This is a genomic window from Sphingomonas sp. CFBP 8765, assembly GCF_014841445.1.
GTDB classification, from domain to species: Bacteria; Pseudomonadota; Alphaproteobacteria; order Sphingomonadales; family Sphingomonadaceae; genus Sphingomonas; species Sphingomonas aerolata.
Map to the genome: position 1 here is coordinate 344,718 of NZ_JACYTY010000004.1, position 21,796 is coordinate 366,513.

The following is a 21,796-nucleotide window of genomic DNA, read 5'->3' on the forward strand; positions in this document are numbered from 1 at the left end:
TAAATATGCTGTGAATAGTGACAATGGTGCCACAGCCCGGCCGGACGCGTGTCGCAGTCCGCAGGGGGAGGCGAAAAACCGGAAGGGAATGAGGATGTCGACGGGGTATCGGGCGCTGATGCTGGGCGTGTCGCTGATGGGGATCGCCGCCATGGTCGAGGCGCGCGAGACGCCTGCGAAGGTGGCTCCGCCCAAGGCGCCAGCGACGGCGGCGCAGGACGCCGGACCCGATGCGCGACGGCGTGCCGCGGCGATCGTCGCGCGGATGACGATCGACGAGAAGATCAAGCTGGCACACGGCCTGTTCCCGCCAATGGCGGCAGGCAAGACGACGGACACGCTGATCCCGTCGGCGGGTCATATCGACGGCATCGCGCGGCTGGGCGTGCCGCTGGTCCGCGAGAGCGACGCGTCGCTCGGCGTCGCCAATCAGGTCGAACAGCGCAAGGGCGACGTCGCGACCGCGTTGCCGTCCGGACTTGCCACCGCCGCGAGCTTCGACCCCGAAATCGCGCGCGCAGGCGGTGCGATGATCGGTGCGGAGGCGCGGGCGAAGCGGTTCAACGTGCTGCTGGCAGGGGGCGTCAACCTGACGCGCGATCCGTGGAACGGGCGCAACTTCGAATATCTCGGCGAGGATCCGCTGCTGGCTGGCTCGATGGCGGGGGCGCATATCGCCGGGGTCCAGTCGAACCACATCGTCTCGACGGTCAAGCACCTCGCGCTCAATGCGCAGGAGACCGGTCGCATGGTCGTCGACGCGCGGATCGGCGAGGCCGATCTGCGGATGAGCGACCTGCTCGCGTTCCAGATCGCGATCGAGCGCGGGAAACCGGGATCGGTGATGTGCGCGTACAACAAGGTCAATGGCGACTGGGCGTGCGAGAACAAGCATCTGGTGACCGACGTGCTCAAGCGCGACTGGGGCTATCGCGGCTGGGTGATGAGCGACTGGGGTGCGGTCCATTCAACTGCGAAGGCGGCCAATGCGGGGCTCGACCAGCAGTCGGGACAGGAACTCGACAAGGCGATCTACTTCGGCGCGCCGCTCAAGGCCGCGGTGGCCGACGGCAGCGTATCGCAGGCGAGGCTCGACGACATGATCGTCCGCTATCTGACCGGCCTGATCGAAACCGGCGCCTATGACACGCCGATGCCCGCCGCAGAGGCGCCGATCCCCTATGCGCGCCATGCCACCGTGGCGCAGGAGGCGGCGGAAGCGGGGATCGTGCTGCTCAAGAACGACCGCGAGATGCTGCCGATCGCGCGTACCGCCAAACGCATCGTGCTGATCGGTGGACGAGCGGACGTTGGCGTGCTGTCGGGCGGGGGATCGAGCCAGGTCCGCTCGGTCGGCGGCGCGCCGATCGAGATCCCGCTGACCTCGGGCGCGGCGATGTCGTTCGCGCGCTATACCTATCATGCCTCGTCGCCGCTCCGGGCGATCACCGCGGCGATGCCGGGCGCGGTGGTGACCTTTGTCGACGGCAAGGACACGGATGCGGCGGCGCGCGCCGCCCGTGACGCGGACATGGCGATCGTCTTTGCGACGCAGTGGACGACCGAGGCGCAGGACGTGCCGACGCTGTCGCTGCCCGACAATCAGGACGCGCTGATCGCGGCGGTGGCGAAGGCGCAGCCGCGGACGGTGGCGGTGCTCGAAACCGGCGGACCGGTGCTGATGCCCTGGATCGATGCGGTGCCGGCGGTGCTGCAGGCCTGGTATCCGGGACAGCGTGGCGGCGAGGCGATCGCGAACATCCTGACCGGCCGGGTGTCGCCGTCGGGCCGGCTGCCGATCACCTTCCCCGCCGCCGCGACCCAGGCGCCACGCCCGGCACCGGTCGGCCTCGACCGGCTGACGTCAGTCGACGCGCAGGCGGCCGCCAATCCGGCGAACGCCGCCGCGATCCAGCTCGAAAGCTTTCCGGTCGACTATGTCGAGGGCGCGGACGTCGGCTATCGCTGGTACGAGAAGCAGCGCCAGCGGCCGCTGTTCGCCTTCGGGCACGGGCTGAGCTTCACCAGCTTCGCCTATCGCAACCCGGTGGTGACCGGCGGCCGGCGGCTCAGCGTGACGTTCGACGTCGTCAATACCGGGCGCCGTGCGGGTGCGGACGTCCCGCAGATCTATGTCGCGCAGGCGGCGGCGAACGGGGCGGGGACGGCGACGCCGATGCGGCTTGCGGGGTTCACACGGCTGACGCTCAAACCGGGCGAGTCGCGGCGCGTGACGCTGACCGCGGAGCCGCGGGTCGTCGCGCAGTACGACACCGCGCTGCCGGGCTGGCGGATTGCCGGGGGCCGCTACCGCGTCGCGCTGGCGCATGATGCCGCGGACCGGTCGCAGCTGCTGACGACGACGCTCGAGCCGATGACGATGAAACCCTGACCGGGGCTTAGACCAGCGGCGGCGGGGGTGGTTCGGGAGTTGCCCGACGACGGCGAGCGGGTCACAAGGGCGCCATCGTGCCGCGTTCCGTTTTCTCTCCCCCGCATAGTCGGTTACCGTCGCCCACGCCGCGACCGGCAGCTTTCCTCCTCGTCTGCGCGCTCGCTTATGCGGGGGCGGTCGTCGGCTATCTGCCGCTGCTGACGCTGCTGCTGCCGATCAAGGTCGATCAGGTGGCGGGCGACGGTCGGCTCGATCTGCTGACGGTGACAGTGATCGCGGGAGCGATCGCGGCGAGCGTGGCGAATATCGGCTTTGGCTGGCTGGGCGACCGGTCGGTGAGCCGGGGCGGGGGCCGCCGCGGGATCATGGCGGGGGGCGTCGTCGCGACGATGGCGTCCTATGCGGGGCTCGCGGTCGCGACCACGCCTGCCTTGCTGGTGGCGGGGATCGTCCTGTTCCAGGTCGCGCTGAACGCGGTGATCGCGCCGCTGATGGCGATCATCGCCGAGGAGGTGCCCGATGGCCGCAAGGGGGTCGCGGGCGGGCTGCTGGCGATGGCCAATCCGGTCGCGGCGACGCTGTCCGCCGCGCTGGTCGGGGCGAGCCGGTTCGGCGAGCCGGCGCGGTTCGCGGTGATCGCGGTCACCGTCGCTGCGTGCACGCTTCCGCTCGTCGTCGTGCGCGGGACGCGGCAGGCGGGGGCGCCGCCGCCGGTGTTGCGGTCGATGCTGCGGCGCGATCTGCTGCTCGCCTGGACCGCGCGGCTGCTCGTGCAGGTCGCGGGCAGCGCGCTGTTCGTCTATCTGCTCTATTATTTCGAAACCGTCGCGCCGTCGGTACCGGAGTCGGTGCTCGCCGCGCGGATGGGGACGGTAATGATCGTCGCCTATAGCGTGCCGCTGCCGATCGCGGTGCTCGTCGGCCGGCTTGCCGATCGGACCGGGCGGACCAAGCCGTTCCTGTTCGCGGCGGCGCTGGTCGCGGCGGCGGGGCTGATCGCGATGATGGCGGCGCGCGACTTCACTAGCGGTGCGGCGGCGTTCTGCGTCTATACGGGCGGGACCTCCGTCTTCCTGGCGCTGCATGCGGGCTTTGCGATGCAGCTGTTGCCGAGCGCGCGGCACCGCGGGCGCGACCTCGGGCTGCTCAACCTCGCCAACACTCTGCCCGGGCTGCTCGGGCCGGTGATCACCTGGGCGCTGGCGACGCCGCGCGATTTCGACGCGGTGCTGATCGTGCTCGCAGTGCTGACGCTGGGCGGGGGGATGATCCTGCTCGCCGCGCGGGGGCGGCGCTGAGGCCGACGGCGATCAGCGGCGCGACCGGTTCGGGGCAGGGCGCCAGTAGCGGACATAGTCGACCGCCATGCGCTGCGGGAAGGCGGTGTCGTCGATCCCCTTCTGCCCGCCCCAGTCGCCGCCGACCGCAAGGTTGAGGATCAGGTCATAGGGCCGGGTGAACGGCCAGGCCGCCTTGCCGCCGGGCTGGTCATTGGCGACGCGCATGACCGCGCGGCCGTCGACGCCGATCGTGATGACATCGGCGCGCCAGTCGAGCTGATAGCGATGATAGCGGGTGCAGGCGGTCGCCACGCGCTTCTGCGCGCCGCGCTGCGTGCCCTTGGTGTGGTTGAACGCACCGCTGTGCACCGTCGCATGGACGACGTTCGGGTCCCATCCGACCAGCTCGACGATGTCGATCTCGCCCTCGTCGGGCCAGCGGCCGCCGCTTGGCAGCAGCCAGACCGCGGGCCAGCTGCCGCGACCGCAGGGCAGCATCGCGCGGACTTCATAGAAGCCATAGCCGCGTGGCACCCGAGAGACGAGCTTCGCCGAGCTGTAGCTCTGGCCGCCCCAGTCGGGGAAGCGCGCCTTGGACAGCGTCTCGCGACGCGCCTCGATGATCAGAGAGCCCTTTTCGATCCGTGCATTCCGGGGCCGGTCCTTGGCATAATATTGACGCTCGTGATTGGCCCAGCCCTCGGCATTGCGCGAGGTGTCGAACCGCCATTTGCGGCGATCGATCGTCCGCCCGTTGAATTCGTCGGCAAAGGCTGGCGTCGTCTTGGGCGTCGGCATCGGTGCGTCGAGCCCGTAATTGGTCGCACCGAGCGTCGCGGCCTGCGCGGCCAGCAGCAGGAGGATCATCGTGTCACCGCCGTCGGGGGCTTCGCAGCTTTGCACTTCGGGGCGGGGTCAGGACACATGGGCGGCGCTCTCCATCATGCCCCGGATCGTCGCCGCGATGTGCGGACGCTAGACGGTGGCGTGACGGGTCTAGGGCAGCCCCGCGGCAAGCTCAACCGGGCGGCTTCCCCACGCGCAGGGCGTTTCGCGGCGGGACGCCGTGCACACTAGAACTGGCCACCGATATTGAAGGTGATCAGCTTGCTGTCGTTGCCATCGGCCTTGAGCAGTGCCTTGGCGAGATCGATCCGCAGCGGGCCGAACGGGGAGGCCCAGTTGACGCCGATGCCGACCGACAGCCGCGGGCTGGCGCTATTGCCCGTATAGGTCTCGCGATAGGCGCCGAGCGAATAGCTGTAAGGCGTGCCGGTGTTGGTCGTCGTGCTTGCACCGGCGGAATCGAGGTAGAGCAGGTTGCCGGCGCTGTCGGTGTATTGACGCGTCGCGGCGACGCACGCGATCGAGGTCGCGTTCGCGGCGGCACAGCTGTCGGTCAGCGTCGGCGTCCTGCCGCCGAACACCGCGCCGACGTCCATGTAGACGGAGGGGCGCAGGCCGAGTTCGCGCGCGCCCGAGCCCAGCGGGAGCTCGACCTCGAGGCGGGCCTGGTAATAGGCCGTGCCGCCCAGCGCGGTCTGCGTGTTCGAACTGCTGTCGGTCGAGATCGTCGCAGGGATCGTGCTGGTGTCGTAATAGGTCCGCGTGACGCGCGGCCCGACGCCGCGGATATCGAAGCCGCGCATCTGGGGATCGCCCAGATAGAAGCGGTCGGTCAGTCGCACCTGCTGCCCGAGCCCCCTGATATAGCCGCCTTCGGCGTGCGCGGTGAGGATGAAGCGCGAGCCGAGATCGACATATTTCGAATAGTTGGCGGTGCTGCGGAGATACCGTGTGTCGCCGCCGAGGCCCGCGAAATCCTGGCTGACGCTGAATTTGCTGCCCTTGGACGGGCGGGTGCGGCTGTTCGTGCTGTCGAACACCAGCGAATAGCCGATCGACGAGGTCCAGCGATTGCCGACCGCGTCGCACAGATACTGGCCGGCGACCGCGGGATCGCACGCGCCGTTGGTATAATAGGTGTCCGCGTCGAGCGTGACCTGATCATAGGACAGGCCATAGCGTGCGGTGGCCGACCAATATTCGGTCAGCGGCACCGCCGCGCGGATCTGGAACCCGGTCGAGATCTGTTCATAGGTCGTGCTGTCGGTGTCGCCGGTGGTGCTGTACGAGCTGTAATCCCGCCGGAATATGTCGCCGCCCAGTGCGATGTTGGTGTCGAACAGATAGGGTTCGGTGAAGCCGAGATTGACCGATTTCGAATAGCTCGAATAGCTGACTCCGGCCCGTAGCTCCTGTCCCATGCCGCGGAAGTTGCGCTGGGTGATCGTGGCGGACGCGATGAAATTCTCCAGGCTGGAATAGCCGGCCGAGAGCTGAAGCTCGCCGCTCGATTTTTCTTCGAGGTTGGTCTCGAGGATGACGCGATCGGCCGCGGAGCCGGGCTTCTGCTTGATCTCCGTCTTGTCCTGGAAATAACCGAGCGAATTGATCCGGTCCTCCGAGCGTTTGACCTGGAAGCTGTTGAACGCGTCGCCCTCCGCCAGGCGGATCTCGCGCCGCACGACCTTGTCCTTGGTTTGTGTGTTGCCGTTGATCTCGACGCGTTCGACATAGGTTCGCTTGGCTTCGGCGATGTTGAGGTTGATCCCCATCGTCAGCGTGTCGGCGTCCTTCTGGAACTCCGGATTGACCTCGGTGAAGGCGTAGCCGAACAGGCCTGCGGTCTGGCTTAGGCTGTCGACCGCGTCCTCGACCTGCTTGGCGTTATACCAAGCGCCCTTTTTCAGCGGCAGCGTCGCGGCGAGCTTGCTGCTGTCGAAGTCGCGGATCTGGCTGTCGACGGTGACGGCGCCGAATGTGTAGCGTTTGCCCTCCTCCACCACATAGGTGATGATGAAGTCCTTCTTGTCCGGGGTGAGTTCGGCAACCGCGGACGTCACGCGGAAATCGGCATAGCCCTGCGTCAGATAAAATTGCCGCAGCTTCTGCTGGTCGTAGCTCAGGCGATCCTGGTCGTAGCTGGTTGCGGACGACAGCATGCGGCTGAGCCGTGCCTGTTTGGTCGCCATCTGCCCGCGAATTTGTGCGTCCCAAAACACGCTGTTGCCGAGGATGTTGATCTGGCGGACCTTCGATTTCGGGCCCTCGCTGACCTCGAAGACGATGTCGACGCGGTTCTGATCGAGGCTGACCATCTTCGGATCGACCATCGCGGCGAAGCGGCCCTGCCGGCGATAGAGTTCGACGATCCGCGCGACATCCTGCCGCACCGCGCTGCGCGTGAAGATCTGCCGCGGTGCGAGCCTGATCTCCTTGGTGATCTTGTCGCTCTTGAGCGCCTTGTTGCCCTCGACGACGATGCGGTTGACGATCGGGTTCTCGCGGATGCGGACGACGATATTGCCGTCCTCGACGCCGGCGATCGAATAATCGGCGAACAGGTCGCTCGCCTGAAGATCCTTGAGCGCCTGATCGAGCGTCTCCGCCGTATAGGGGATGCCGGCGCGCAATTTGGTGTAGCTCAGCACGGTCTCGGGCTCGATCCGCTGCGCGCCCTCGATGCGCAAGGTTCGGATCGTCCGGACGGCGGCACCGGCTGGTGGCGTCGGGGCGGGGGGCTTCGCATGCTGGACGGGCGCTGCGACCGCCGTGCCGCCGATCGTGCCGGCCAAGGCTAGGGCCATCGTACTGGCGCCAAATTCGAACATCATGGGGAGGTCTCCGGGTGAGACCGGGCGCCTGGGCGGGCGATGTTTCCGGCGGATGGCGCGCGCCGGCCGGATTGCAACACTGGGTCACCAACGAGCGCGACCGCGCGGTCGCCGGGACCGGCTGACACATGGAGCAAGTGGCGGGAAATGTTCGGGACATGGTCGCTGGCTAGAGCGCCGTGCGGGCCAATCGGCTCGCCCCTTCATCCTGCGAGGACCATCGCCATGCGTGTCGCCATCAAATCCGTCCCGTCATCCGCGCCGATCAGCGCGCCGACGCTGCCGCCGCTCGTCGACAATCCGTTCGCGCCCGAAGTCTTCGCCACGGGGCTCGCCGGGCTCGCCAATCTGTCGGGCGTGATCGTGCTGACGCTGGAGAGCGCGCGGTGCGATCACACGCGCGACGCGCCGTCGGTCGAGCGGGTCGTCGTCGGGCGGGTCGCGCTGACCAGCGGGGCTGCGCAGGATCTGGTCGCGGCGCTGAACCAGTTCCTCGAGCAGCAGGGGCTGAGCCCAAGCAAGGCGATGGCCGCCGGGTCGACGTTCCAATGAGCCGCGCGACCGTGCCGCCCCAAGCCGGTATACGCGGGTCGTCGGCCACCGGCTTGGCCGTGGCGATCGAAGCGCTGCGGTTTGGCGTTCGAGTACAGAGCCGAGCTGTGGGTCAACGCGTGCGGAGCGTGACCGTCGTGTTCCGCCGACCGGCGGCGTGATGCTTGGCTGATGTCCGCGCTGCGATCAAAGACACGATACAGTCTTGCTTGCGACATGGTTTGTAACAAACCGTGGCTGCCTAACAACAGGTCGAACGCATGACGGTTCGATGACGACTTAGCCGTTGTCGACCCCGTCAAATCCCTGCAGCTTTGCCGGACGGACCATATCCGTCATCGCAAAAAATGCCGCGCAACCCAAAGTGTTGCGGCTCAGGGAGTATCACCATGCGTCTGGACTTTCGCAAACGCCTTCTGGCGTCCACGCTTCTGCTTGGCTTAAGTGCACCGGCCGTCGCGCAGACCGTCGACCCGGCTACGCAGGCGGTGCCTGACGACGCTGCGCCGGCCGATGGCGAGACGATCGTCGTCACCGGATCGCGGCTGGGCGGTCTCCAGTTGCAGCAGGCGTCACCGATCGCGGTGGTCAGCGCGCAGGACTTCGCACTGTCGGGCCAGCCCAATGTCGAGAATGTCCTGAAGGACCTGCCGCAGCTCGTGCCGAGCACGACGGGGGCGTCGAACAACCCCGGGGGCGGCGTGGCGACCGCGGATCTGCGCGGGCTGGGTTCGACGCGAACGCTCGTGCTCGTCGATAACCGTCGCTACGTCGCCTATGACTCGAACCAGGTCGTCGATCTGAACACCATCCCCGCCGGGCTGATCGAACGCGTCGACATCGTCAGCGGTGGCCGGTCCGCGGTCTATGGCTCCGACGCGATTTCGGGCGTGATCAACTTCGTCATGAAGAAGGATTTCAGCGGCGCGGAGGTGAATGCGAACTACCGCATCAACGAAGCGGGCGATGGCGGCACGTTCAACGGCAATTTGCTGCTCGGGGGCAATTTCGAGGACGGGCGCGGCAATGCGACGGTCTATTTCGATTATACCAAGCGCAACGGCATCCTTCAGTCGGCGCGCGACTATTCGCGACAGGCGCAGGTCGATGATGGCGAGGGTGGCCTGATCGCAGGCGGGTCGGGCTCGATCGAGGGCACGCGGTTCGCGATCGGCGGGGTGAACCGCAAGTTCGAACGCGACGGGAGCTTTTCCGCCTATAGCGCTGCGACCGACGCCTATAATTATGCGCCGTCCAACTATCTGCAGGTCCCGCAGGAGCGGTTCCTGATGAGCGCGCAGACGCATTACGACGTCAGCGATGCGCTGACCGTCTATGCCGAGGGCCAGTTCATCAACAACCGCGTGAAGAACCAGCTTGCGCCGACGCCGTTCACCGGGTCGGTCTCGCTCGACGCCGATTCCTCGTTTCTCTCCGCAGGCTCGCGCGCGCTGCTCCAGGGGCTCGATACGGATGGCGACGGCTATGTCACCTCGACCATCTACCGACGGCTGAGCGAGGTCGGCAATCGCGTGTCGAGCCTCGACAACACCGCCTATCGCACCGTGCTGGGCGCGAAGGGCGATATCGGTGGCGGCTGGAACTACGACGCCTATTACAGCTATTCGCGGACCAAATCGATCGAGAGCCAGACCGGCAACGTCTCGCGCAGCCGCGTGCTCCAGGCGCTGCGGACGACCTATGACACCGGCGGCAATCTGGTGTGTTCGGATACGAGCAACGGCTGCGTCCCGCTGAACATCTTCGGGGCGGGCAACATCAGCGACGCGGCCGCTGCGTTCATCACCATCCCCGTCCAGAATTCGAGCACGATCAGCGAGCAGGTCGCCAGCGCGTCGATCTCGAACCGCGAGCTGTTCGATCTGGGTGCGGGCCCGGTCGGGATCGTGTTCGGGACCGAATATCGCCGCGAACAGGGCAGCTACAATCCCGATTTCTCGCTGTCGTCGGGCGACGTGGTCGGCTTCAACGCGGGCGAAGGCCTGGGCGGCGGGTATAACGTCAAGGAAGTCTATACCGAGGTCGCGGTACCGTTGCTCGCGGATCTGCCCTTCGTGAAGAAGCTCGAGGTCAACGGCGCCTATCGCTATTCCTATTATTCGACCGCGGCGAAATCGGTGAACACCTATTCGGGTGGTGCGGTCTGGTCGCTGATCGACGACATCGCACTGCGCGGCCAATATTCGAGGGCAGTGCGTGCGCCGACCGTTTCGGACCTGTTCAGCGGCGCGTCGCAGGATTTTCCCGCCGCGACCGATCCGTGCACGACCGCGGTGGCGCTGACGAACACCAATCTGAATGCGAGCTGCCTGTCGAACGGTGTCGCGGCGTCGGTGATCGGCACCGCCTATGACGGCGGCAGCACGCAGATCCAGACGGTGAACGGCGGCAACCCCGCGCTGCGCGAGGAGACGTCCGACACCTATACCGCGGGCATCGTGCTCCAGCCGCGCTTCCTGCCCGGCTTCTCGTTCACCGCGGATTACTACAAGATCAAGATCGCGAACTATATCTCGACGGTCGGCACCACCAACCTGATCCGCGCCTGTTACGGCGACGCGGACAATGGCTACACGCCCTATGACGCGAGCTATTGCGGATCGTTGCCGCGCGACGCGAACAGCTTTGCGATCACCGATGCGGCCAACACGCTGGCCAATACGGGGGGCGTGACGACGCGCGGGGTCGATTTCGAGGCGCGCTACGGCCTGCCGCTCGGCTTCGGCGCGTTCGGCAGCGACACCAGCCGGCTCGACCTGCGCTTCAGCGGTACGCGGCTGATCGCGTTCGACTATAACCCGCTGGCGGCGATCCCCGACCTGACGATCGACTGTGCGGGCAAGTTCGGCCAGACCTGCGGCAATCCCTATGCGAAATGGCGGCTGTCGACGCGGGCGACCTATTCGACCGGGCCGATGACGGTATCGGTGCTGTATCGCCATCTGTCGGCGGTGAAGGACGACGACAGCGCGACGACCTATGCGGTCGAGCGGATCAAGGCCTATGATTATTTCGACCTGACCGCGGCGTTCCGGATCAAGGACGGCTTCACCTGGTCGGTCGGGGTCAACAACCTGTTCGACAAGCAGCCGCCGATTCTGGGCGACAACCAGCAACAGGCGAACACCTATCCGTCGACCTACGACCCCTATGGCCGTGCCTTCTTCGTCAGCACGAACGTAAAGTTCTAGGGGAGGCGAACCGTACAACTGTTAAAAGCCCCGCCATCCAGCGTGATGGCGGGGCTTTTTCCCGTCTGTCGTCCGGGGGGCAGCTCGCTGAAATATTCGGGACAAACCGCGCTGCGATATCCGGCCCGACGGAATGAACCGGGGAGCCAGCCATGTCGATGCCATCACCGCGCACCACCGATTGCAGCGTCGGGCGTCATCTGCCCCGGTCGCGGCACCGCGATGTCGCCGGCGCGTCGATCCAGCGCGCCGCCTGCCGTGGATGCGGGGCGACGATCACCAAATCCGCGCTGAGCCGGCGCTGGATCATATCCGGGATGCTCGGCTGACACCGGCGCCGGAACGGGGAAAGTACGATGACGATGATTATGACGAAACCGCGTTCGGCACGCTGGCTGGCCGCGATGCTGCTGCTCGGTGTGACCTGCACTGCCAGTGCCGAGCGCCCGCGTGGGCCGGAGCGTGGGCCCGCAAATGTCGACGCGATGCAGGCCCGGGAGGCTGACGATATCGCGCTGCTGCTGCACCTGCGGCCCGATCAGCGTGGCGCGCTCGTTGCGTTTCTGTCCGCCTGGGGGCCGCCTCCGCCGCCGCGCGATGGCGGGGAGGGGCCGAACATGCGCCCGGGCCCGTCGATGCCGGGTGGCGAGGATTTCGCCCGCCATCTCGAACGGTTCGAAGCGCAGGCGACCGCGCACGCAGCGCATGACCGGTCGCGCTTGATGGCAGCACGCAGCTTCTACGACAGTCTCGACACGCCGCAGCGCGCGGGGTTCGAGGCGCTGATGCGGCTTCGCCATGCGCCCCCCGGTCCGGGTGGGCCGGGTGGTCCGTTGGGGGCCGGGCCGCCACCCGGCTGATGCGGCATGTCAGCGCGCGGGCGTCAGCGTTGGAGTCCCGAGTTGGTCGTCGCCGTTGCGCCAGGTGTCGCCGCCCGCGCGCGGCACTTCGCGACGCCGGATCGCGCCGTCGCCATTGCGGTCGAGCGCGGCGAACCGGTCGGCGGCGGCCTTGGCGAACTCTGCCCGGTCGACGCCGCGGTTGAAATCCAGATCCGCCGACGTGACCGGCTCGGGCAGGTCGAACAGCCCGAAGCGACCCGCGCCGATCCGCAAGGTCGCGTCGGCGGTGCTGGTGCGGCGGCTGGCGGCGTTGCCACGCTTGCCGGATCCGGTGTCGGGACGTCCCCCCGATCCGCCGCGTCCTCCACCGCGGACGCGGATTTCGGGGACGAGGATGTTTTCGTACCAGGCGATGTCCTCAGGATCGATCTCGCCATCGCGGCCGCGGTCGAGATGCGCGAAGACCCGGGTCGCATCGGCCTGAAACTCCGCGCGGGTGATCCGGCCATCGCCGTCGCGGTCGGCGCCCTGGAACCATAATGCCTGCGCGGCGCCGGCCTTCTGGGTCGAGCGGAACGGCTCGCCCATCGGGCTGATGAACAGCTGGCCGCGGCCCTGTTGCGGGCGCTGCCGGGCAGGTCGCGCCGGCTCGGGGCTCAACTGCGCTGTTGCCGCGGCATTCGGGGCGGGCGCCAGCGCGGCCAGCATCCCGCCGGCGATCACCGTCCATGCGCGCATCGACATCGGTCTTCTCCTGTTTCGGCGCCGGATCATGCCGGCAGAATGACGCGCACGATCAGACCGCCTTCGGGGCGATTCTCCAGTGACGCGGCACCGCCATGCGCATGCGCCACCGCGCGGACGCTGGCGAGCCCGAGGCCAGTGCCACCGGTATCGCGGTTGCGCGACCGCTCCGCCCGGAAGAACGGCTCGAAGGCATGCGACGCATCGGCGGCGGAGAGGCCCGGACCACGATCGCCGACCTCGATCACCACCGTGTCGCGGTCGCGGTAAAGTTGGACCTCGGCATGCCCGGCATATTTGACGGCATTGTCGACCAGATTGACCAGCAACGCCTTGAGCGCGGGGGCATCGCCGTCGATCGCGAGCGACGGACCGGGAGCCAGCACCACCTGCTCGCCGCGGTCGGCATAATCATCGGTGATGCTTTCCGCGAGCGAGCGCAGGTCGAGCCGCTGGCGGCGGACATGCCGGGTCATGTCGCGGACGAACGCCATCGCCGCGCCGATCCGCTGGCTCATCTCCTGGATATCCTCCTCGCTCGCCTCGCGGATCTCGTCCGGCGCCTTTTCGAGCCGGAGCGCGAGACGCATCAGCGGCGTGCGCAGATCGTGTGCGACCGCGGCGATCAGCGTCGTGCGATCCTCGACATAGCGATTGAGCCGCTCCTGCATGACGTTGAAGGCGGTCGCGGCCTCCATGATCTCGGGCGGTCCGGTCAGCGGGATCGGATCGGCGCGGGGATCGCGACCGAGCCGGTCGGCGGCGGCGGCGAACAGCGCGACCGGCCGGGCGATGCGCCGCGCCAGCACCAGCGCGACCGGTGCCGCGACTGCCATCGCGACGAGGAACCACAGGATCAGCCGCGCCTGCCACAAGCCGAACGCCGGCCGCGCCGGGCGGATCGTCCGCCACTGGCCATCGGGGGCATGGACCCAGACGACGAACGCGCCGAACAGCGTGTTGTCGACGACCGACTGTGGCGGCATCTTGGGCATGCCCATCGGCATGGGCGGACGAAACGCGCCCGCCATCAAGGGGGGGCCATAGCGCCGCGCCTCGACGATCACCGCGCGTGCCGGCACGCCCAGATCGGCGGCGATCACCCGGCCGAGATGGCGATCACGCGCATCGCCCTGCTCAGTCGGCGGGGCGGTCGCGACCGCGATCGTCAGCAGCCCGCTCGGGTCGCGTCCGGCACGCACGACCGAGGCGATCCGGCTGGTCGAATAGACCACCGGCGTCGGCGGCGGGACGAGCAGGACGGCGGCGAAATTGAGCAGCTGGACGAGCAGGACGGTGAACAGGATGAACGCGAAGATCCGCAGGAACAGCGGCCAGCGTCGTGGATGCCCGACCCTAGCGCCGACGGGTGTCGCGCCGGCCGTGCGTGGCGGCGTGGTCACAGCCGGATCACGCGGGGAACGAAGAAATAGCCTTCGTTGCGGATCGTCCGGATGATCTCGTCCCCGCGCGAACGCAGCTTGCGTCGCAGCCGGCTGACCTGGACGTCGATCGCCCGGTCGAACGCGTCGGTGTCCGGGCCCCGCGCCGCCTCCAGCAACGCGTCGCGCGCGAGCACCCGGCGCGGACGCTCGACAAAGGCGCGCAACACCGCGAATTCGCCATCGGTCAGGTCGACGAGCATGCCGTCGCCGTCGAGCAGCTCGTGCGCGGCAAAATCGACCCGCCAGCCGAGAAAGCCGTAGCTGCGTCCGGTTTCAACAGCCGCGCCATTGCGTTCACGCAGTGCGGCGCGGACGGTGGCGAGGATCTCGCGCGGGCTGCACGGCTTGGTCAGATAATGGCTCGCGCCGATCTCGAGCCCGAGGATCCGGTCGGGTTCGTCGCCCAGTGCGCTGAGCATGACGACGGGGGGGGCGCCCTTGCGGGTCAGGCGGCGACAGGCCGCCAGACCGTCCTCGCCCGGCATCATCACGTCGAGCAGGATCAGCGCGATCGGATGCCGTGCGAGCGCGACGTCCATTTCCTGCGCATTGGTCGCGGTTTCGACGCGGTACCCGTGCATCCCCAGACTCTGCGCGAGCAGCGTCCGGATCGCATGGTCGTCATCGACCACGAGCAGCATCGTATCGGCGGGTTCGGGAGCGGCGCAGTGCATCGCCGGCCACTATGCCACGTATGTGTTCGCGATGTTTCAGCGATTTCGCATCATGCCACGCCACCGCCGGTCGTTGCCGGCGCGACGGATTGCGCAACATCCAGACATATGCCGGAAAGAACTGACCTGCAGGCGAGGCGCATGATTTTGACCAACAGCGTTTCCGTCGCCGTGCCCGGCCCTGATCTCCATGCCGGCACGCGAGGGGCGGATGACAGCGCGCGGATCGTCATCGTCGACGACGATCCCGGGCTGCGCGAGTTGCTGACGGGGTTTCTGGTCGATCACGGCCTGCGCGCCGAAGCCGTGGCGAGCGGCGCCGCGCTGCGAACCCGGCTCGCGCATCGCCCCTGCGATCTCGTCGTGCTCGACATGATGATGCCCGGCGAGGACGGGCTGTCGGTGCTGCGCGCACTGACCCAGACGCAGGATCCGCCGCGGGTGATCATGTTCTCCGCGCTGTCGAGCGAGATCGACCGGGTCGTCGCGCTCGAGCTGGGCGCGGATGACTATGTCACCAAGCCGTCGAGCCCGCGCGAGATCCTCGCGCGGATCCGGTCGGTCCTGCGGCGGCAACGGGCGCAACTGGCCAGCGGCGCGTCGCCCGATCCTGCCGACCCCGCGCCGATCGAGCGACCCGTTGGCGCCGCAAGTCCCGTGCAGAGCCACGATCTGGTCGGCTTTGCGGGCTGGGCGCTGAACTGCCGGATGCGGACGCTAACCGCACCCGACGGCACCAATGTCCGGCTGACCGATGGCGAGTTCCAGATGCTGCATCTGTTCGTGGCGCAACCGCAGACGATCCATTCGCGTGACGACATGATCGCGACGCTGGGGCGCAGCGACGGCCCGGCGAAGGGACGCACGATCGACGTCAATATCAGCCGGCTGCGGCGCAAGGTGCAGCGGCACGACCGCACCGAACTGATCCGGACGGTACGTGGCAACGGCTATATCTTCATGCCGGACGTGTCCCCGCTCTGAGCGGCGGACGGACCCGGTCGGCGCGTTGCGGGCTGCGGCCAGGAAAATAGCGTTGGGGCGGGATATTGGCGCACGCCGCGACGTTCATGTCCGACCACGGCTTCCCCAGCGTCGAATACCCGGCCTGGTGGGGGGCAGAGACGCGATCGGACAGATACTTCCATGGCCAAGACCCTTGCCGCATTGGCCAGCGACGTGCTGCGCGCCACCACCCGACCCGCGCGCGACGATGTACGCGACGGGGTGCGCTATGACGGCTATCTGCGGCTGGAGGATTATGGCGCGCTCGGTGACGGGCGGTCGGTCGCGCTGTCGGGGGCGGACGGGTCGATCGACTGGTGGTGCGTGCCCAATCTCGATTCTCAGCCGCTGTTCGACCGGCTGCTCGATCCGGAGGAGGGGGGACGGTTCAGCATCACCCCGACCGAGCCGTTCACCGTCGAGCGCCGCTATCTGCCCGGCAGCAACGTGCTCGAGACGCTCTTCATCACGGATGGCGGTCGCGCGCGGCTAACCGAATCGATGAACAGCGGTACGGCCGGGCGGCTGCCCTGGACCGAACTCGCACGCCGGATCGACGGGCTCGACGGTGCCGTCCGGTTCAGAATCGAGATGCGCCCGGGGCGCAGGGCCAGCGGGGCGAGCCCCTATCAATCGAAGATCGGCGAATATCCGGTCTTCCATGTCGACCGCGTGCTGGGGCTGTTTCTGCACAGCGATGGCGTCGTCGTGGAGCGCGCTGACGAGGCGGTGACGGGCGTGCTGACGGTCGCGCAGGGGCAGCGCGAGGTCGTCGCGATTGTCGCGGGTGAGGACGAGCCGCTGGTCGTGCCGACGATCGCCGATATCGACGAGCGGATCGATATTTCGGACGCGGAATGGCGGCAATGGTCGCACCGGATCGACTATGACGGCGAACGTCGCCCCGCGTTCATCCGCAGCGTCCTTGCGCTGAAGCTGCTGCTCTATTCACCGACCGGTGCGATTGCAGCCGCCGCGACGACCTCGGTTCCCGAAGGGATCGGCGGCAAGAAGAATTACGACTATCGCTACGCCTGGATCCGCGACGCCGGCTATACGATCAAGGCGTTCCTTGCCGCGGGGGCGCAGATGGAGGCCAAGGCGGCGTTCACCTGGCTGTTGAAGCGACTGGGCGAACACGGCCCGCGCGTCTGCTATACGCTCGACGGCGCGCTGGTCCCCGATCTGAGCGAAATCGACGTGCCGGGATATCGGCGGTCGAAGCCCGTGCAGGTCGGCAACACTGCGACCGACCAGAACCAGCACGGCGTCTATGGCGACATATTCGAGACCGCCGCCCGCTTCGTCAGTTGCGGCAATATCCTCGATGCGTCGAGCGCCGAACTGCTGTCGCATTTGGCGGACCGGTGCGCGGACGCGTGGCGGCAGAAGGATGCCGGCATCTGGGAGCTCGAGGAGTCGCAGCATTACACCATGTCGAAGATCAGCTGCTGGCAAGCGCTGGCGCGTGCGGTCGAACTGGCGGACCAGGGGCAGTTGCCGACCACGTGCCGCGATCGCTGGTCGCGCGAACGCGACCGGATCGCGCAGTGGATCGAGGATGAATGCTGGTCCGAGACCAAGCAGGCGTTCGTCTTCTACCCTGGCAGCGACAAGCTCGACGCGTCGCTCGCGCTGGCGGTGCGGTTCGGCTTCGACGGGCGCGAGCGGCTGGAAAAGACGCTCGACGCAATCGACCGCGAACTGGGGGCGGGGCCCTATCACTATCGCTACAGCGACGTGTGGTCAGAGGAAGGGTGTTTCCTGGCGTGCACCTTCTGGATGATCGAGGCGCGTGCGCTGCTTGGTCAGCGTGATCGGGCGGAGGCGGCGCTTGCGGGCATTTCCGAAGCGCTCGATCGCGGCGTCGGGATCATGACGGAAATGGCCGATCCGAAGACGGGCATGTTTCTCGGCAACCTGCCGCAGGGTCTATCGCACCTTGCGCACGTCATGGCGCTCGACGTGCTCGGCGGACAGGACGCCTGCTAGCGGCGGGGCGGCGCGGCGTTTTGCAGCCCCGCCGTCAGCCTGTCGTCGGACGTGTCAGCCCGCGTCGACGCCCTGTTTGCGCGCGCCGGTGATCATGCGCGCGGCGATCTGACGGACACCGGCATCATCCTTGGTCTCGTCGGTCGCCGGGTCGCCGAGATGGTCGAGGCTGGCTTCCATGAAGTCGAGCAGCCCCGGGTGCTGCGCCTCGACATATTCCATCAGTTTGAACAGCAGATGTTCGGACGCGATCTCGCGCTGGCGGGCCATGATGGCGGTGGTGTCGGTCATGTCGGATTCCATGGTGTCGGGGAGGGAGTGGGGGACGGTTGCGGGGGCGGGGCGGTCATCGTGGAGTCCGCCCCGTCCTCACGGCGTTTAGCGCTCTGCCACCTCGGAGGCGTCGAATTCGGCGAATGCGGCCTTGATGTCGCTGGCGCGCCCGGCGTCCGCGATATCGACCGAAACGATGATCTTGCCCTCGAGCGCGGCATCGGCGCGCGACGCGGGCGTGGGATTATCGCCTGCGGTGTCGGCGCCCGCGCGTTCGTCGCCAGCGCTGTTGTCTGCGCCGTCGGTCGTGATGAAGATGTCGGTCCGCTCGACCTGCATTTCCTGGACGAGACGTTCCACCGTCATCTCGGCTTCGCGGCGCGTGTCGAACTTGGCTTTGAGAGTGGTCGGCATCAATGGCTCCTCGGGATGCGAAAGGTCCTGCACGACGGGCTATCGGCCGTCCTGCAACGCGTGATGACAACGCGCATCGGCGGATTTCGCCCAGCCGTTTCGAAGAATTTGACCCGGCGGCAAAGGCCGATCGCCGATTTAGGGCTCGCTCTGCCGGACCGGGCGAACAAGACCTGCTTCCGTGCGTTACACGGTGATTCCGGGAGGTGACGCCATGATGCAGGATGATGAACGCTGGATGCGCGAGGCGATCGCGATCGCACGGTCGAAGGGATCGGATCCGTCGACCTCACCGCTGGGCTGCGTGATGGTGCTCGACGGCAAGATGATCGCGGGCGAACGCAACCAGACGCATGAGCTTCCGGACGCGACCGCGCACGCCGAGATGATGGCGATCCGGCGCGCCTGCGAGGATACGGGCGAACTCGAACTGCGCGGGGCGACACTCTACTCGACACTGCAACCCTGCGGGATGTGCACGATGGCGTCGATCTGGTCGAAGGTCGGGCGCGTCGTCTATGGCGCGGGCCGCGACGACGTGCATCCGATGTATTTCGAGGCGAAGCACGTCGATACGCTCGCCTTCATTCACGACGCCTATCGCGACGACATCGTCATCGAGGGCGGGTGCCTGAAGGCCGAATGCGCCGTGCTTTATTATGGCCCGGACGCGGAGCTGCCGACCGACGAACAGGCCAATCTCTGACCTGAGGCGATGCGTCGGGTCGGGGTTTGCCGACGCTCATGCCGCAACCTCGGTGGCGGCCTGGGCACAATAGCGATCGACGAACGCCTGGTGCGCGGGCAGCCGATCGACCTGTTGTGCGATCCCCGCCTTCAGCTCCGCGAGTGACGATCCGAGCCGTTCGGGCGGCATCATCCGCGCGAGGCGATGCCAGTCGCGCGGCTCGAGACGCTGGCCCAGCATGACCTGGGTCCAGGAACTGACGCGGAACAGGTCGTCCGGCGACTGATAAGCCTGCGCGGCATCGGTGAACAGCGCGATGCGCTCCGCCAGCGTGTCGGGGATCGGCATTGCGGCACAGGCCTTCCAGAACGGTTCGCTGCGCTGATTCAAATGATAGTGGAGGATGACGAAATCCCGGACGCCTTCGATCTCGCGCCGCGTCTGCGCGTTGAACTGCGCGACGACCGCAGGGCTGATCCCGTCGAAGGGGAAGGCGCGGAGCAGCCGGGTCAGCGCGGTCATGACGAGATGGATGCTGGTCGATTCGAGCGGTTCGACGAACCCGCCGGCGAGGCTCAGCGCGATGCAATTGCCCTCCCATGCGCGCAGGCGACGACCGGTCGTGAAGCGCAGCAGGCGCGGGTCGGTCAGCGGTTGACCCTGGACGGACGCCAGCAGACGGTCCCGGGCCGCATCATCGGAGAGGTACTCGCTCGAATAGACGATGCCGTTGCCGACGCGGTGCTGGAGCGGGATCCGCCACTGCCAGCCGGCATCATGCGCGATCGCGCGGGTATAGGGCCGGGCGGGCTCGACCGACGTCGTCTGCACTGCGAGCGCACGGTTGGCGGGAAGCCAGTGGCTCCAGTCTTCATAGCCGACACCCAGCGCATCACCGATCAGCAGGCCGCGAAACCCGCTGCAGTCGAGAAACAGATCGCCTGCGACACGCGAGCCGTCGGCGAGGATGACCGCATCGATATGGCCGGTCTCGGCCGAGCGATCGATCCCGGCGATCCGTCCCTCGATCCGGGTCAGCCCCGCGGTCTCGCAGCGCTCGCGCAGGAAGCGGGCATAGCGGCCCGCGTCGAAATGATAGGCATAGTTGAGCTGCGGACCCTGCTGACCGATGGTGAAGCGGCGCGCCTCTGCGGCCTGGAGTTCGAGGCAATAGTCGCCAAAGTCGCCGGGCAGACCGTTGGCGCGCGCTTCGAGCCAGAAATGCTGGAAGTCGCCCATCCAGGTGGACCGCCCGACATCGCCGAACGAATGGACATAGCGATCGTCGGGGCGTGCCCAGCCCTCGAACGCGATGCCGAGTTTGAACGTCGCGCCGGTGGCGGCCATGAACGCGCGCTCGTCGAGGCCAAGCAGTGCATGAAAGGCCTGGACCGTGGGGATGGTCGCTTCGCCGACGCCGACAGTGCCGATCTCGTCCGACTCGATCAGCGTGACGTCGACCAGCGCGCCGAGTTGTCGCGTCAGCAGCGCCGCGGCGAGCCAGCCGGCGGTGCCGCCGCCGGCGATGATCACACGGGTTTTCGGCGGGGTATCCATCGCATATCCCTTCATCGATTGAGCCGTTGCAACAGCGTGGCGCGCAGCCTTCGCGCGGCCATCGCATCCAGCGGCGCGAGTGCGCCCCGTGCGTCTGCCGGGAGATGCGCGCCGGCGCGGGCCGCATCGCCGAAGACATAATAGTCGAACAACGCCTGCCACCCGCGCTTCTCATGCTCGGGCCGGTCGCGCAGGCTGAGCAGGCCGTGCAGCAACGTGTTCTGCGGCGTGTCCATGAAGCGCGGCGTCGGGTTCCACCAATAGTTGATCATCGCGTTGAACGGATCGAGCGCCTCGACCTGGTGCCACCACAAGGCCGGGTAGATGAGCGCGTCGCCGGGCTCCATCTCCGCGACTTCGGCCACCGCCAGCGCATCGGCAAAGCCGGGATGGCGGGTGAAGTCGGGCGCATCGAAATTGACCATCGAGACGACCTGGCCCGCGGGCGTCGGTTCGAGCGGCCCCGGATAGAGGTTGGCGACCTGCTCGGGCGGGAAGAGCGTGAAGCGCCGCCGCCCGACCAACGTGACCGCAATGTTGTTCGACATGTCGTGATGCGCCGAGGCGGTCGTCCGGTTGCCGATCCAGATACTGACCAGCGGCGGATGCGCGATGAGTTCGGGATCGCCGAAGGGGAGCACTGCCTGGTCCCGGAGGCCGGGGAGGTACTGATCGATGTCGGTCGAACCGATATAGATGCTGGGCGCGGCGGCATCGTCGATGCCGGCGAGAAGCTGGTCGAGATAGGCGGACAGCGATCCGCGCTCGCGGGTGAAGTTGAGCGCGGTGCAGTCGGCCGTGTATCCGAAACGGCCGCCGATCGCGGGGTCGCCGATATAGGCCGTCACCGGCTGGCCGCCATCGAACCGCTTGAGCCAGCCTACCGCGGCCGCGGGACCCTGACGCGCCGCAGCGACGAGCGGCACGTCGCGGGCAAGACCGCGCAGGATCGTCGGGCGGCCCTCCGCGATCAGATCGGCGACGGGCAGGGTCCGCGCGTCCGCCCCTTCGATCACGCGTGTCCGGCGGGTGATGGCGGGCACCGG

At 67.4% G+C, this 21,796-nt stretch carries 18 protein-coding genes; 9 read left to right on the plus strand and 9 right to left on the minus strand.

The features are described 5' to 3' along the window. The first annotated feature begins 94 nt into the window (after positions 1 to 94). On the plus strand, positions 95 to 2,392 hold the full coding sequence (locus tag IFT87_RS12885; protein WP_249403332.1) for a beta-glucosidase: 2,298 nt from the start codon (positions 95 to 97) through the stop codon (positions 2,390 to 2,392). 77 nt (positions 2,393 to 2,469) lie between these two features. Then, positions 2,470 to 3,693 (plus strand): MFS transporter, encoded by a 1,224-nt coding sequence (locus IFT87_RS12890; RefSeq protein WP_192008743.1) that lies wholly within the window; start codon positions 2,470 to 2,472, stop codon positions 3,691 to 3,693. 12 nt (positions 3,694 to 3,705) lie between these two features. On the opposite strand, the gene IFT87_RS12895 is transcribed toward IFT87_RS12890, so the two are convergent. Together IFT87_RS12895 and bamA are read right to left on the minus strand one after the other, a co-directional pair. Beyond that, entirely contained in the window at positions 3,706 to 4,542 is an 837-nt protein-coding gene (locus IFT87_RS12895; protein WP_037532182.1) for a glycoside hydrolase family 16 protein, read from the minus strand. Between the two features lie 206 nt (positions 4,543 to 4,748). Continuing rightward, positions 4,749 to 7,352, minus strand: a complete 2,604-nt coding sequence (bamA, locus tag IFT87_RS12900) for an outer membrane protein assembly factor BamA (RefSeq protein ID WP_192008745.1) — start codon at positions 7,350 to 7,352, stop codon at positions 4,749 to 4,751. 225 nt (positions 7,353 to 7,577) lie between these two features. Here bamA and IFT87_RS12905 point away from each other — a divergent pair, with 225 nt between their 5' ends. The 4 genes from IFT87_RS12905 (at position 7,578) to IFT87_RS12920 (ending at position 11,976) form a co-directional block, all read left to right on the plus strand. After that, positions 7,578 to 7,904, plus strand: coding sequence for a hypothetical protein (locus tag IFT87_RS12905; protein WP_031394510.1), 327 nt, complete (start codon positions 7,578 to 7,580; stop codon positions 7,902 to 7,904). Between the two features lie 389 nt (positions 7,905 to 8,293). Beyond that, positions 8,294 to 11,116, plus strand: coding sequence for a TonB-dependent receptor (locus IFT87_RS12910; protein WP_031439837.1), 2,823 nt, complete (start codon positions 8,294 to 8,296; stop codon positions 11,114 to 11,116). A gap of 152 nt (positions 11,117 to 11,268) precedes the next feature. After that, positions 11,269 to 11,445, plus strand: a complete 177-nt coding sequence (locus tag IFT87_RS12915) for a hypothetical protein (RefSeq protein WP_156360410.1) — start codon at positions 11,269 to 11,271, stop codon at positions 11,443 to 11,445. Between the two features lie 39 nt (positions 11,446 to 11,484). After that, the gene (locus IFT87_RS12920; RefSeq protein ID WP_031439836.1) at positions 11,485 to 11,976 is read left to right on the plus strand and encodes a Spy/CpxP family protein refolding chaperone; all 492 of its coding nucleotides are present in this window, start codon (positions 11,485 to 11,487) and stop codon (positions 11,974 to 11,976) included. A 9-nt stretch (positions 11,977 to 11,985) separates the two neighbouring features. Here the strand turns inward: IFT87_RS12920 and IFT87_RS12925 are convergent, their stop codons facing one another. Genes IFT87_RS12925 through IFT87_RS12935 form a run of 3 tightly spaced genes read right to left on the minus strand, consistent with a single transcriptional unit; the run spans position 11,986 to position 14,821 of the window. Then, positions 11,986 to 12,702, minus strand: a complete 717-nt coding sequence (locus IFT87_RS12925) for a hypothetical protein (RefSeq protein WP_052380856.1) — start codon at positions 12,700 to 12,702, stop codon at positions 11,986 to 11,988. 26 nt (positions 12,703 to 12,728) lie between these two features. After that, positions 12,729 to 14,105: an ATP-binding protein gene (locus IFT87_RS12930; RefSeq protein ID WP_192008747.1), complete on the minus strand. Its 1,377-nt coding sequence runs from the start codon at positions 14,103 to 14,105 to the stop codon at positions 12,729 to 12,731. Next, positions 14,102 to 14,821, minus strand: coding sequence for a response regulator (locus IFT87_RS12935; protein ID WP_037528413.1), 720 nt, complete (start codon positions 14,819 to 14,821; stop codon positions 14,102 to 14,104). Before IFT87_RS12935 ends, IFT87_RS12930 begins: the two co-directional genes overlap by 4 nt. A 141-nt stretch (positions 14,822 to 14,962) precedes the next feature. Here IFT87_RS12935 and IFT87_RS12940 point away from each other — a divergent pair, with 141 nt between their 5' ends. Continuing rightward, complete coding sequence (locus tag IFT87_RS12940) at positions 14,963 to 15,805, plus strand: response regulator (RefSeq protein WP_037528420.1); 843 nt, start codon at positions 14,963 to 14,965, stop codon at positions 15,803 to 15,805. A 162-nt stretch (positions 15,806 to 15,967) separates the two neighbouring features. Next, positions 15,968 to 17,818, plus strand: coding sequence for a glycoside hydrolase family 15 protein (locus tag IFT87_RS12945; RefSeq protein ID WP_084215039.1), 1,851 nt, complete (start codon positions 15,968 to 15,970; stop codon positions 17,816 to 17,818). A 54-nt stretch (positions 17,819 to 17,872) separates the two neighbouring features. On the opposite strand, the gene IFT87_RS12950 is transcribed toward IFT87_RS12945, so the two are convergent. Beyond that, a complete protein-coding gene (locus IFT87_RS12950; protein ID WP_037528414.1) occupies positions 17,873 to 18,109 on the minus strand; it encodes a hypothetical protein in 237 nt (78 codons plus the stop codon). An 87-nt stretch (positions 18,110 to 18,196) separates the two neighbouring features. Next, a complete protein-coding gene (locus IFT87_RS12955; RefSeq protein WP_031441090.1) occupies positions 18,197 to 18,505 on the minus strand; it encodes a hypothetical protein in 309 nt (102 codons plus the stop codon). 214 nt (positions 18,506 to 18,719) lie between these two features. Here IFT87_RS12955 and IFT87_RS12960 point away from each other — a divergent pair, with 214 nt between their 5' ends. Beyond that, positions 18,720 to 19,211, plus strand: a complete 492-nt coding sequence (locus IFT87_RS12960; protein WP_192008749.1) for a nucleoside deaminase — start codon at positions 18,720 to 18,722, stop codon at positions 19,209 to 19,211. A gap of 36 nt (positions 19,212 to 19,247) precedes the next feature. Here the strand turns inward: IFT87_RS12960 and IFT87_RS12965 are convergent, their stop codons facing one another. Both IFT87_RS12965 and IFT87_RS12970 read right to left on the minus strand, forming a co-directional pair. Beyond that, positions 19,248 to 20,750 carry a tryptophan halogenase family protein gene (locus tag IFT87_RS12965; RefSeq protein ID WP_192008751.1) on the minus strand — a complete coding sequence of 501 codons (1,503 nt, stop codon included), beginning with the start codon at positions 20,748 to 20,750 and terminating at the stop codon, positions 19,248 to 19,250. 11 nt (positions 20,751 to 20,761) lie between these two features. Next, entirely contained in the window at positions 20,762 to 21,793 is a 1,032-nt protein-coding gene (locus IFT87_RS12970) for a cupin-like domain-containing protein (protein ID WP_037528428.1), read from the minus strand. Positions 21,794 to 21,796: the final 3 nt, after the last annotated feature.